General features: G+C 34.8%; 11 protein-coding genes. 7 read left to right on the forward strand and 4 right to left on the reverse strand.

Features of this window, described 5'->3' with window-relative positions:
• Positions 1-357 precede the first annotated feature (357 nt).
• The gene (locus AC0L7T_RS10890; protein WP_473342662.1) at positions 358-819 is read left to right on the forward strand and encodes a response regulator; all 462 of its coding nucleotides are present in this window, start codon (positions 358-360) and stop codon (positions 817-819) included.
• A gap of 133 nt (positions 820-952) precedes the next feature.
• On the opposite strand, the gene AC0L7T_RS10895 is transcribed toward AC0L7T_RS10890, so the two are convergent.
• Positions 953-2,788 (reverse strand): alpha-amylase family glycosyl hydrolase, encoded by a 1,836-nt coding sequence (locus AC0L7T_RS10895; protein WP_473342663.1) that lies wholly within the window; start codon positions 2,786-2,788, stop codon positions 953-955.
• Positions 2,789-2,972: 184 nt separating this feature from the next.
• Here AC0L7T_RS10895 and AC0L7T_RS10900 point away from each other — a divergent pair, with 184 nt between their 5' ends.
• From AC0L7T_RS10900 to AC0L7T_RS10920, 5 genes are all read left to right on the forward strand, one after another.
• Positions 2,973-3,797 (forward strand): glucose 1-dehydrogenase, encoded by an 825-nt coding sequence (locus tag AC0L7T_RS10900; RefSeq protein WP_473342664.1) that lies wholly within the window; start codon positions 2,973-2,975, stop codon positions 3,795-3,797.
• A 277-nt stretch (positions 3,798-4,074) separates the two neighbouring features.
• Positions 4,075-4,590: a pyridoxamine 5'-phosphate oxidase family protein gene (locus AC0L7T_RS10905; protein ID WP_473342665.1), complete on the forward strand. Its 516-nt coding sequence runs from the start codon at positions 4,075-4,077 to the stop codon at positions 4,588-4,590.
• 1 nt (position 4,591) lies between these two features.
• Complete coding sequence (locus tag AC0L7T_RS10910) at positions 4,592-5,029, forward strand: response regulator (RefSeq protein ID WP_473342666.1); 438 nt, start codon at positions 4,592-4,594, stop codon at positions 5,027-5,029.
• A gap of 471 nt (positions 5,030-5,500) precedes the next feature.
• Positions 5,501-8,035 (forward strand): ATP-binding protein, encoded by a 2,535-nt coding sequence (locus tag AC0L7T_RS10915; protein WP_473342667.1) that lies wholly within the window; start codon positions 5,501-5,503, stop codon positions 8,033-8,035.
• 395 nt (positions 8,036-8,430) lie between these two features.
• Positions 8,431-8,883 carry a ferritin-like domain-containing protein gene (locus AC0L7T_RS10920; protein WP_473342668.1) on the forward strand — a complete coding sequence of 151 codons (453 nt, stop codon included), beginning with the start codon at positions 8,431-8,433 and terminating at the stop codon, positions 8,881-8,883.
• Positions 8,884-9,077: 194 nt separating this feature from the next.
• Here the strand turns inward: AC0L7T_RS10920 and AC0L7T_RS10925 are convergent, their stop codons facing one another.
• Positions 9,078-9,599 (reverse strand): DUF421 domain-containing protein, encoded by a 522-nt coding sequence (locus AC0L7T_RS10925; protein ID WP_473342669.1) that lies wholly within the window; start codon positions 9,597-9,599, stop codon positions 9,078-9,080.
• 447 nt (positions 9,600-10,046) lie between these two features.
• Positions 10,047-10,208, reverse strand: coding sequence for a DUF1328 domain-containing protein (locus tag AC0L7T_RS10930; RefSeq protein ID WP_473342670.1), 162 nt, complete (start codon positions 10,206-10,208; stop codon positions 10,047-10,049).
• 228 nt (positions 10,209-10,436) lie between these two features.
• Here AC0L7T_RS10930 and AC0L7T_RS10935 point away from each other — a divergent pair, with 228 nt between their 5' ends.
• Positions 10,437-11,312: a DUF808 domain-containing protein gene (locus AC0L7T_RS10935; RefSeq protein WP_473342671.1), complete on the forward strand. Its 876-nt coding sequence runs from the start codon at positions 10,437-10,439 to the stop codon at positions 11,310-11,312.
• 150 nt (positions 11,313-11,462) lie between these two features.
• Here AC0L7T_RS10935 and AC0L7T_RS10940 read toward each other — a convergent pair whose 3' ends face one another.
• Positions 11,463-12,467, reverse strand: a complete 1,005-nt coding sequence (locus AC0L7T_RS10940; protein WP_473342672.1) for a DNA topoisomerase IB — start codon at positions 12,465-12,467, stop codon at positions 11,463-11,465.
• Positions 12,468-12,658 lie beyond the last annotated feature (191 nt).

Genomic DNA, 12,658 nt, shown 5'->3' on the forward strand with positions numbered 1-12,658 from the left:
TTAGGCTGTTTTTCTATTTCTACTAAGTTCTTCCGGATTAAAAAACAGGAGTAGAGAAGTTCAAAAGGATTTAATGTTTACATTACCCATTGTATTTCTTAACCATTTGTTCCCTTAAGATGTCATGCAGGGTATCTTGGAATGTAAATAGTTGACAGGTAATTTGTTCTGCGAGATTTGTGAAAGGTTATGATATTCAATCGTTAAAAGGTAGTTTCATATTGTGTTTTTTTAACGCAAAGAGGCATTATACTTTGGTCTTATTTTTGAAGTTAAGCTACTCCAAAGTATTGTTAAATTTGTTTTCAGGATATTACCTTGTTCTAATAAGAATAACTTTGGGATAATTTATTTATAATGACCGATTTAATAAAAAAATTCAATCAAAATTTGCTCATTTTAGCGGATGATGATTCAGACGATTGCGAGCTATTTCAAGATGCGATAGCTTCTATAAATGTTAATGTCCGAACAATTATTTTTAATGGTGGTATCCAACTTATGGAATACTTAAATGATGAGTACGCTGAATTGCCTGATATTTTATTTCTTGATCTCAACATGCCTTTAATGAATGGTTTTGAGTGTTTGGAAAATATCCGGAATAATGTCCGTTTGAAAGATATTTGTATCATTATTTTTTCAACTTCCTTTAACCCTTCTGATGTTGATAAATCTTATAATCTAGGTGCAAACGGATATATTCAAAAACCATATAGTCAATCGGAAATGGTGCATATCCTAAAAAGTACCCTAGACACAGATTGGAAGGACCCATGTTCAGCGCTTAAAAGACATAATTTCGTTATTCAAGCATAATTTGAAAAAATAACATTTCTTTCAATTTTAACCCTTAAAGAGCGCAGGTTTGTGGCTGAAATATCGCTTAAACCACTCCGAAAACAGCAATTAAATAGCTGATTTGACGTGGTTTAAGCGATTAATAGATTGTCTATTCCATTTTTCTGGTAAAAATTAATGCACCATATTCAGCAATTGAAAAGGTCAATTTATGAGGTTGGTTGTCATAATCTTCATCATGCGATACCTTTAAATCAGTGTGAGCTGTATAGAAAGCGTCTTCATCGTATCCTGAAAAACTACTGTTAAAATTGGTCTCCCAGGATCCTCCAAATGGAATACCTATATCATAATGATCAAACCTCCTATTAGAGAAATTTAAAACAACCAAAACTGGGTTTTCAGGGTATTCATCATGGCTTCTGAGGTAAGCCAGCACATTATTTTCTTGGTTAAAATGGATAATTTCTATGCCTTGACCTTGTAATCCTTGGAACGCTTTTTCCTGGCTCAATCTCATTTTGATTAGGTCTTGATACAATTTTGCAATTCCTTCAAAATGAGATGCCTTTTTCCAGTCAAGACCCTGATTGTCATTAAAATAACCGTCTTCTAAAAATTCCTGACCTTGAAATATCATAGGGATTCCAGGAGATGTAAATATCAGTGTTGCACCAAGTATAGAGCGTTTTTTAGCAAATTCTCCATCAGCCTTTCCAGGTTGAATTTCTTCAGGTATTCGAGAATTTCCATTGGCTACTTCATCATGTGATTCTGTATAGACAATTCTCTCAAATACGTCGTTGTTGTATTTAAAAGTCAAAGCATTGACAACCTCCTGTAAATTTCGCGATTCGTCCTCCAGGTGGATCAAAATATTCCGTACTTTGTTGACAAAATGAGAATCCCATTGAGCATTAAAATTAAGCCCATCAAAGCATTGGTCTTGCGTAATTATTGTGTCTGCATTTAGGTCCTCTGCAATCAATATTTTTTCTGGATATTTGGCCCTTATTTCACCATTAATATCCTGAATCATTTTTTTACCTTCAAAAATCTCATTCCTTTCGTATCCGGTTCCTCCCTCTACAAAACGGATATAAGAAGTTGCGTCCCACCGCAGACCATCACAGCGGTAATCCTCCAACCACATTAAGGCATTGTCCCTTATGTATTGACGAACTTCTGGCCTTCCATAGTCTGGCCTTGAATGTCCCCATGGAGTTTCTGCCCGATAATCATTATAGAAATAGATGCCACCATTGTCATTTTCATTCCAACCATCGAATTGCCATAAATCAGAATCGGAGGAACCAAAATGGTTATAAACCACATCCATTAATACAGCCATGCCATGTTTGTGGGCAGCATCTACAAAAGACGCGAAATCCTCAGGAGTTCCATAATCCGTCTCGATAGCAAAGGGAGAGGAAGGGTTATATCCCCAAGAAATACTTCCTGAAAATTCTGCTATTGGCATAATTTCAATGGCATTGATACCCATTTCTTTGAGGAATGTCAATTTATCAATGGCGCTTTTAAATGTTCCAATGGTTGGTTCCCCTGAATTGAGTTTTTGGTGAAAGGTGCCAATATGCATCTCATAAATAACCAATTGGTTTAGGCTGGGTATTTTAAAAGAATTGTTTTGCCAATTAAAGGTTCTACTTGCTACCACAGAATTGCCATTGCTATGGGTCATTTGCCTCGCATAGGGATCATTTTTTAGCACACTATTGCCATTAGATTTCAATGCGAATTTATATTCTGCACCAATTTTGGCCGATGGGATTTGAATGGCCCAATAGCCATTATTTTCAGCGTTCATGGGGTGTTGATCCTCATCCCAATTATTAAAATCCCCTACCACGGAGACATTATCTGCATTCGGTGCCCAAACACGGAATGTTGTACCTTCCTTGGGGGAGGGAATTGCACCCATTCCGTCCAATAAAGCCTTATCATTATTTATTGTAGCTGTTTCCATTATTTGATTAGATTAACTACGTAAAATAAAGTTTAATTTAAAGAGGAATAAGCTTCTAAAAGATAAAATTTTATCTCTAAAATATATTTTTTACTTTGAAAGGAATGCGTCCATTTTTTACTTTTTAAGATCAACAAAATTTGTTGGACTGAAGTAAATTGGTTTTTTAAAATCACCTAGTAAAATGAACATGAACAAAATTAATAAAAGGCTTGAAAATCAGACATGTATTGTAACAGGGTCAAGTGCGGGAATAGGTAGTGCCATAGCCAAATCAATGGCCTGTGAGGGAGCAAATGTGGTGGTCAATTACCGGAAAAGTAAAGTGGAAGCCGAGGAAGTTGCCCATTGGATCAATAATAATGCTGACTGTGGAGACACACTTGTTTTAAAAGGTGATGTTAGTAAAGAAGAGGATGTGAAAAATCTTTTTAAAAAAACAATAGACCACTTTGGCACAGTGGATGTGTTGGTAGCAAATGCTGGTGTTCAAATCGATCACAAATTACACGAAATGCCTTTGAAAGATTGGAAAAAAGTTATTGGTGTTAACCTAACAGGACAATTTTTATGTGCAAAAGAGGCCATAATTGAATTTTTAAGGAGGGGAATGCGTCCTGATGTTTCAAATTCGCTTGGCAAGATCATCCATATCAGTTCCGTACATGAAGAAATCCCTTGGGCGGGACACTCAAATTATGCAGCTTCGAAAGGAGGGTTATTAATGTTGATGGAAAGTATTTGCCAGGAATATGCACCCTCCAAAATCAGATGCAATAGTATTGCCCCCGGCGCAATAAAAACAGAGATTAATGAAGAGGCCTGGAGCTCGGAAGAAGGTTTGGAAAAACTTCTTAAGCTCATTCCTTACAAGCGTATTGGAGTGCCCGATGAGATCGGTAAAGTGGCAAGCTGGTTGGCGTCTGATGAATCCGAATATATAAATGGAACATCGATTTTTGTTGATGGGGGTATGAGCTGTTATCCTGGGTTTTCTTCAAATGGATGAACTTTGAAACGGCTTTGTTGAAATTGGCTTGTATTTTTCAGGAAATTGATGGTCATTGATTTAGCTGCATTAAGCCGCACAAATTATGTTTGGAATCGAAGGGCCACATTACCATAAATAACCTTTTGAGAGACTATTATTATCAATACAAAATTTGTTTGAGCTAAAAGCTTTAAAGGATTAAGAAGGTTATCTTTTTTGAGTTAATTTCTGATTCAATAGTAGCATCCCAATAGATATTTCTGCTTTATATTTAGGGTAAATAAAAAGTAAAAATATGAGCAGAGAAAACTTATTTAATGAGGAAGCCATATCCAAATTGAAAGATTTGGCGGAAGACATACGTTTTGCTATAATGGGAACAAATTTAAAATCCTTACCTCCCCATAATGTTCCAATGAGTACCAAGGAGGTCGATAGGGCAGGATGCATTTGGTTTTTGAGCAGTGACCAAAGTGTGCACAACCAGAATATTAGTAAAAACAATAATATACAATTGATTTATGCCAAACCGAATGAGATGAGGTTTTTGACGGTATTTGGCCAAGCCGTTATTTATAGAGATAAGGCAGTTTTGGAGCAATATTATAAAAGTGTGGATGATGCCTGGTTTGATGGTGTTGATGATCCCAATTTGACAGCTATTAAAATAATTCCAAAAGAAGCTCAATATTGGGATACGGAAAGTGGGAAGTTTATTAGTTTATTGAAAATTGGAATTAGTGCCATAACGGGTGATAATGCAGATTTAGGAGAACAGGGTGATTTAAACATCCCATTAAATAAAAATTGATATGGAACCAATCCGGCTATTTATTGCCGATGACGATAGAGATGATAGGGAAATATTTTTGGAGGGTTTGGAGAAATTACCCATAGAAAAGTTAGTAAGTCAATTTGACAATGGAGTTGAATTAATGAAAGGCCTCTATGCCAATACTCCATTACCAGATGCCATTTATCTCGATCTATACATGCCTCTTAAAAACGGATTTGAATGTCTTACAAATATTCGCAATGTTCCTGAATTTTCTGAGATTAAAATTATAATATATTCTACCACGTATAATAACAATGTAGTAGATCTATTGAAAGAAAATGGCGCTAACCAATACATCCAAAAACCTATTTCTTTCAATCATCTGAAAAAATTGTTGGATAAGTCTGTGAATTCCATAATGGACACCAAAGGGAACACAAATGCTCAAGACCAATTTGTTATAATATTGTAATATATACCAAGGCCAACGATCAATTTGAACGATTAAAATAGAACTCTTTAGCCATAAATTTCATGCAAATTATTAGTTTTAAAGGTAGTATTCTAAATTATAGATAATTGGGGTCTGCTAAATAATAATTTATATTTTTGGCAATAGAGCTATTTATCCAAATCAGTTGGAATTTAATATACCTCCTGTGTTAAACACCATTTTTGTTTTGACTCAAATTGTACGTTTTAAAGATTGTGGCAGCAGCAATTTATTTCAATGAGGTCTGATTGTAAATTATTTAGTAAACAAGTGTATGAATCTTGTTTTCATCTCCCATCATTTGAAATAATTATATGAAATTTCTACAATGTATTCGCTTATTTTTAATAGCAGCACAATGCGCTAATGTATTTAAAAGATTTATTTTGAAGGAATAGTTTTCATCGGGATTTGTCAGTAGTAATTGATGAATTATTAATGTCAAAATATATGAAAGATGAATTTAGAAAGGATCAATCTACGCCAAAATTTTTACAAAATGGAGGAGAGATGGGTAGGGTTATTTGTGATAAAGATTGGATGAATCATCCATTAGGCATTCCCGAAGATTGGCCATTGTCTTTAAGGATGTCAGTTAGTAGTATGCTTAAAACGGCCTTTCCAAATTTCATTCTTTGGGGAAAAGAGTATTACTGTTTTTACAACGACGCGTACAGGCCTAGCCTTGGCAAAGATGGGAAGCATCCGTTTATTGTAGGTCAAAAATTTGAAGATGCCTTTCCTGAACTTATTGAAACTTTAAAAAAAGAGGTAGATAGCGTATGGCAAACAGGAAAAGCAACCTGGCATGAAAATCAGCTTGTTTCCATTTACCGCAATGGGAAAATGGAAGATGTATATTGGACATTTAGTTATAGTGTTCTGATTGGCGATAAGGAAGAAACAGATGGGATTTTAATTACCTGCATAGAAACTACCGAGGCGGTATTGAACCTAAAAAAATTACAAGAAAGTGAAAATCAACTGGCCTTTGCAATAGATGCAGCAGAGATGGGAACCTGGGATTACAACCCAGCTATTGATGCCTTTCAAGGGAATGACAGATTAATGGATTGGTTGGGTATTTCAAAAGGAGCTTCCGTTACTATGGAAAATGCTTTCGAGGCCATAGTCCCAGAAGACAAAGCTCGAGTGATGAATAATATTCAAAAAGCATTTGTTGGCCCAGAGGAAAGTAAATTTTCTGATACCTTTTCCATAATTAATCACAAAACTAAAGAAGTCAAAATAGTGCGTGCATTGGGAAGAACACGTTTTAATAATGACAAAGTCTTTTATCGCTTCAATGGAACCTTACAAGATGTTTCAGAGCAGGTTCGTTATGAAAAGAAGTTAAAGCATGCCAATGCTCAGATAAAAAAAGAAGAAAGACGTTTTAGAGATATTGTATTCAAAGCTCCTGTAGGCATAGCTATTTTTAAAGGCAAGGAATTAGTGAGCGAGATGGCTAATAATACAATGTTAAAATTTGTGGATAGGGACGCTAAGAACTTTGTTGGTAAAAAATTATTTGAAGCAATGCCTGAAGTTAGAAATACGGTTGCTCGTTTGTTTGAGGAAGTATTTAGTAAACAAGAGGCGATACGTGGCACAGAGGTTAAAATCAATATCAAAATAAATGGAGGAATTAAAGACGCCTATTTCAATTTTATTATCCACCCCATTACTTTTTGTGAAGGAGAAGTTGCTGAAGTAATGTTGGTAACCAATGAGGTGACTGATTTAGTTGAGTCAAAGTATGTTTTGGCAGAAAATGAAAGTCAGTTCCGAAATCTTATGCTGCATTCACCTATAGCGATGGCAATCCTGAGAGGAAAAGATTTGAAGATAGAAATGGCCAATAAGCGTATGCTCAATTATTTTTGGGGCAGAAAATGGAGAGAGGTAGACGGGAAAAATTTAGCGGAGGTATTCCCAGAATTAAAGGATCAGAAATATCTAGGCGAACTTCAGCAGGTTTTGACTACAGGTCTGGCTATAAAAGACAAGGCCTCTAAGGTGATCATCACTATTGATGGTAGGGACCAAGAATTCTATATGGATTACCACTACCTGCCTCTTCCAGAAATAGCCCACGCCATTCCAGGAGTAATCGTAACAGCTACTGATGTTACTGACCAGGTTTTATCGAGGGAGAGATTAGAAAATTTCACCAAGGAGTTGGAAAGTCAGGTTGATTTAAGAACCAACTTGTTATTAGATGCCAATGAAAAATTACATGATTCGATAGCGAAACTCGAAAATGCAAATGAGGGTTTAGAATCATTTGCCTATGTATCAAGTCACGATCTTCAGGAGCCTTTACGCAAAATTCAAATGTATACTTCTGTGATTATGGAAAAGGAGCAGGAAAGACTATCAGAAAAAGGAAAAAAACATTTTGATAAAATCACATCTGCTGCAGGTAGAATGCGAACCCTGATTGACGATCTGCTTGCTTTTTCAAGATCCAATGATGATGCTACAAAATATGAAAAAACAGATTTAAATGTTATATTGAAGCAGGTGATTGAGGAAAATAATAGTATTATTGAGCAGGCCAATGCAAAAATCACAGTAAAAAATCTTCCTGAAATAGACGCCATTTTATTCCAGATGCATCAAGTCTTTACAAATTTGATAAGCAATGCCATCAAATTTGCGAAGAAAGGGTTGCCGCCTGAAATTGTTATTAGCGCTTCGGAAGTTCCGGCAAATCAAAGGCATTATTTAAAATTAAACCAAAATAAAAGATACTTTGCTATATCCGTTTCTGACAATGGAATAGGCCTACCCAAAGGTATGGATGGGAAAATATTCGAAGTTTTCCAAAGACTTCATAGCAGGCATGAATATGAAGGTACCGGAATTGGTCTGGCCATAGTCAAAAAAATAATAAACAACCATAATGGCGCAATTAAAACTGAAAGCGTGGAGGGGGAAGGAACCACCTTTACTATGTTTTTACCTGAAAAATGCACCTAACCTAACATTTTTAAAAGATCACCTACATTAGAGGTATAATTCAATCATAGCCAAGCGGGAATTACAAATAGGAGTTCAATTACCTATTCGGCTTTTTTTTCTCAAATTACATAGTCAAGTTATTGGTTTTTTTAAATTTATAATAATTTTTTTCATTATTGAAATTCCATATCTTTTCGATAAGTTCCATTTCATTTGGCTATTCTCTCTACTGAGAAAATGAATCGTTTGGTCACTACAATAGGACAGAATAAGTCTGATATTTATAGCCATTTTTTCTGACTGTATACAATGTCATTTCATTTTTCTAAGCTAATAAAGTATCTTATTAAGTTAAGTTGATGCGGTATTTACGCTTAAATTTATAAACGTATTGAACCTATAACTATAAAATAATGGAAACGACAAATAGAAAACTAAACGAACAACTAGCAGAAATTTTAGAAAAAAACAAAGATGCAGAGAAAGGTTATGAAACCGCTGCCGCGAATACTGAACATCCAGGACTAAGAAGTTTTTTTCTAAAGAGGGCAAATGAACGTAGGGATTTCAATTTGAGATTAAAGAGAGAATTGGCTGCTAATTTCGATGAAATGAATACTGAGGGTAGTTTTACCGGAACGATACACCGTGCCTGGATGGATGCAAAATCATTTTTTTCAGGTAATACAGATGCTGATATGCTTGAGGAAGCCATCCGAGGTGACAGAGCCGCATTGGAGGAGTATGAAGAATTATTGGGAGTACAACATTTACCTATAATGTTGGATCAAATAATCCAGAATCATGCGATAAAAATTCGAACTGATTTGGAGCAAATAAAAACATTGGAAGATTTAGTGGAGTAGCAATCCAAAATTTAGGGTGATTTTTTTTATACAGGCATATTTGAATATATGCCTGTTTTTTTTGGCCTCTATTTTTTGGTTTGGCTTTTAATAGACGGACATTTAATTTTGGTCTTTTTAATAAATAACATCTCTTCAAAGCCAATAATTCTAAAATAAGTTAGCTTTTCGCATTGCTATCCGTATACTTAAATTCAGGTTCTTTTTACATCTTTCATTAACCACAAATCTATAGCATGGTCTCCTTGGGAGTGGAGAACTGAAATGTCACCAGTAGTTTCGAAAATTACTGCTTTTACCTGTGACAATTGCGTTACATTTGCTTCTCTCAATTTTGATCGGAGATCACTTTCAGAAACCCTGGCTTTTCTTAGGTTATAATCCAGGATCTTCTCACCATCCATCAACAATAATGGTGTATTGTCCACCAATTTTTCTACAAATTGAATTCTTCTGGCTAGAGCTATGGAGATTTGTAAAAGATAGACGATCATTAAACCAAACATCCCTTCAATCAAATTAACTGTTGAAGATAGAATGGTTGTTGCGATGATGGATCCTACCGCTACCGTCATTGCAAAGTCGAAACTGGACATTTTAGAAAAACTTCGCTTCCCACTGATTCTAGTAAGTAAAATAACGGTAATATAGATTCCTACAGCAGTAATTGCCATTAAAGCAATGGACGTCCAGGTAGTTTCAAACAAGCTTTCCATTTATGGTTTTCTTTAGATTAAGAGAATTTATTTCACCATTTCACTATCAAAGGGGTTGGTGTTCAGAGTTATTGATTTTACTTGAGATCAAATACTCCAACTTTTTTTAACCACTTGTTATATAATTGAAGATACACATTGTACAAGTGAATAAGCAAGAAATGTCTCTTTTTTGCCCATTGGAAATTGGAAATACTCCTTAAGCATCTTTAAATACGTATTTTGCAATAGGTTTTTTTTGAGCTTCTCTGAAATTGATACCTTCTCATAGTAGATATTCTATTGCCTAAAATGAGATTAATCACCTTATAATTAACATGCTACCAGCTAAAAATTATCACTAAAGTTTGCATGCTTTCAATTGGTTAAGTTTCCATCATATTTTTTTATATAGTTGCAAGTGAATCGTACAGACCTTTAATTTACTCGGTCATTTCAAATTAGGATTTAAACTCTTTTGAAATTTGAAAACAATGATCCAATTACCATTCCTGTGAAAATAAAACACAGTACTTTTGCGATGTCCGCTGCTCCTTTAGCTAAGCCACCAAAGCCATACATAGCGGCAAGAATTGCTAACAAAACGAAAATGATTGTCCATTTAAGCATACTAAATTTTTTTTGTTGTTATTTTTGGCTAAGATACTTTGTTAACCTTTTTTGGAAGAACTCAAAAAATTATTTGTTTGCCTTATTCAAGTAGGTGGGAACCTAGATATTGAATCGAGGGTTGAATTTAAAAACTTTATTGAATGCATCTTGATTACTAGGTGAGTACAAAAAATCAAATCAAAAATTTAATTATACATCATTTATAACATTTAACTACTAATATACATGGCTTCAGGTTTTTTTGCATTACTAGACGACATTGCCACACTTATGGACGATGTAGCTACCATGAGTAAAGTAGCAGCGAAAAAAACAGCTGGAATTTTGGGAGATGATTTGGCAGTCAACGCAGAAAAATCTTCAGGTTTTATCGCATCGCGCGAAATTCCAGTGCTATGGGCTATCACAAAAGGCTCATTTTTTAATAAATTAATGATTTTGCCAGCCGCATTTTTATTGAGTGCATTTCTGCCTAAAGTTATTACCATAGTGCTATTATTGGGAGGGTTTTACCTGGCTTACGAAGGGGCCGAAAAGGTTTATGGTTATTTGGCAGGCCACCAACACCAGAAAGCTGAAATCCCTAATAAAAAATTAACCAAAGAGGAAGTGTTGGCGACTGAAAAGGATAAAATTAAATCAGCAGTTTTTACTGATTTTATTCTATCGGTTGAGATTATAATTATAGCTTTAGGGACAGTCGTCCAGGAACAAATTTGGATTCAAGTTTCTGTGGTAACTATTATTGCTGTTTTAGCTACTATGGGTGTTTATGGAATTGTAGCTGTTATCGTAAGGATGGATGATTTTGGGTTAAAGTTGATTGCCTATAATGAGGGAGAAAACAGTATTTCTGATTTTTTCGGTAGGCTGTTGGTGAAAGCTTTACCAATTGTAATCAAAAGTCTATCTATAATTGGTACAATTGCCTTGCTTTTAGTTGCAGGAGGTATTTTTGCACATAACATTGAATTCCTTCATCATTTGATGCCAACATGGCCTTCAATTGTTACGGAGTTTTTAATCGGTTTGATAGTGGGAGCGATCACTTTACCAATTGTATTTCTTGCAAAAAGAATAGGGAGTCGTTTTAGAAAATAAAGAATGTGGATTTTAGTTAAACAAAGGGGTATTTATCATTAAGGGATAATTTTGGGTCTTAAAATTTGGTAAGCATTTAACCTAATAACCCGTCTTATTGACTAAATATTTTAGCTTGATTTTAAATTCAGAAAGCTTTATTAGTAAAACTTATTCTGAGGCTTTTTCGATTATGTGTAAGGCGAGCTTTTCACTTGCGGAAAGCTTGTATGCGCTTCTTGTGGCTTTAAATGGATTGGGTTGTGGTAAAGTTTGCTGCTCAATTTGATTGAAAATTTCAGGATGGATGTAATAGTTTTTGCATACGGTTGGTGTATTTCCTAGTTCTGAAGCCACTATTTTTATGAGGATGTTACTAAATTTCTTTCGTTTGGCTTTCTGATGTTCTTTAAAGGCTTTAGGATAATATTCTACAGCCATGCGACAAGCAGCCCATGTTCGAAAGTATTTGCTAGAATAATCTTCACCCATGTTTTCAGTAATAAATTTGTTCACTTCATCACTGTCTACCGCTTGAAAGTTTCCGCATTCATCCTGGTAGCGAAAAATCTCATATCCGGGAAGATCTGCTGAATCCTTGATCAGGGTGATCAATTCTGTGTCGTCTATCAACACTTTACGATCAATTTTACTTTTACCTTTAAAATGAAAGGTAAGCGCTTCGCCTTCAATTTTCATATGCTTTCTACGTAAAGTCGTTAGCCCAATCGTTTCATTGCTGTTTTGATAAACCTTGTTACCAATTCGAATACCGTATTCATCCAAAATTAAAACCATTAGCCCAAGGACTTTCGCTTTGCTCCATTCTTTGGTCTTCAAAGCCTTATACGCTTTTTTACGTATTTCTGGTAAGGCCATTGCGAACTTGACCATTTTATCGAATTTCTCTTCTTGGCATTTTTGTTCGTAGATAGAATGGTAAATGTATTGTTTCCTTCCTTTTTTATCCCTTCCTGTAGCCTGTATATGACCTTCCTCAAACCTGCAGATCTTAACATCTTCCCACATAGGAGGAATAACAAGATTTTTCAACCTTTTTAATTTTTTCTGGTCTTTAATGGTATTTCCTTTCTCGTCAATATACTTGAAACCTCTAGCCCATTTTTTTCGATAAATGCATAAGGCCGAATCGTCTATTTCTTTTATTGCTTTCATTTTTATTAATTCCGCTTTTGAAAACTTATACGGGTAATTGAAACTGAAATTAACTTTTCAGTTATTTTAAAACCTATTCTTGAAGACTATGTTTATTAAAATTTAATTTTTTTTATAGGCTCACCTTTTTTGGAAACTAATCATAAAACAAATCATTGAATAGTAACGTAAATAACTTTTTAATAAGACCA

Source organism: Cyclobacterium sp. 10D3-21, from assembly GCF_055809755.1.

What these genes read in the sequence shown, in the direction of transcription:
- AC0L7T_RS10890 (WP_473342662.1), top strand. Translation starts at nt 358, where the DNA reads ATGACCGATTTAATAAAAAAATTCAATCAAAATTTGCTCATTTTAGCG.
- AC0L7T_RS10895 (WP_473342663.1), bottom strand. Translation starts at nt 2,788, where the DNA reads ATGGAAACAGCTACAATAAATAATGATAAGGCTTTATTGGACGGAATG.
- AC0L7T_RS10900 (WP_473342664.1), top strand. Translation starts at nt 2,973, where the DNA reads ATGAACATGAACAAAATTAATAAAAGGCTTGAAAATCAGACATGTATT.
- AC0L7T_RS10905 (WP_473342665.1), top strand. Translation starts at nt 4,075, where the DNA reads ATGAGCAGAGAAAACTTATTTAATGAGGAAGCCATATCCAAATTGAAA.
- AC0L7T_RS10910 (WP_473342666.1), top strand. Translation starts at nt 4,592, where the DNA reads ATGGAACCAATCCGGCTATTTATTGCCGATGACGATAGAGATGATAGG.
- AC0L7T_RS10915 (WP_473342667.1), top strand. Translation starts at nt 5,501, where the DNA reads ATGAAAGATGAATTTAGAAAGGATCAATCTACGCCAAAATTTTTACAA.
- AC0L7T_RS10920 (WP_473342668.1), top strand. Translation starts at nt 8,431, where the DNA reads ATGGAAACGACAAATAGAAAACTAAACGAACAACTAGCAGAAATTTTA.
- AC0L7T_RS10925 (WP_473342669.1), bottom strand. Translation starts at nt 9,599, where the DNA reads ATGGAAAGCTTGTTTGAAACTACCTGGACGTCCATTGCTTTAATGGCA.
- AC0L7T_RS10930 (WP_473342670.1), bottom strand. Translation starts at nt 10,208, where the DNA reads ATGCTTAAATGGACAATCATTTTCGTTTTGTTAGCAATTCTTGCCGCT.
- AC0L7T_RS10935 (WP_473342671.1), top strand. Translation starts at nt 10,437, where the DNA reads ATGGCTTCAGGTTTTTTTGCATTACTAGACGACATTGCCACACTTATG.
- AC0L7T_RS10940 (WP_473342672.1), bottom strand. Translation starts at nt 12,467, where the DNA reads ATGAAAGCAATAAAAGAAATAGACGATTCGGCCTTATGCATTTATCGA.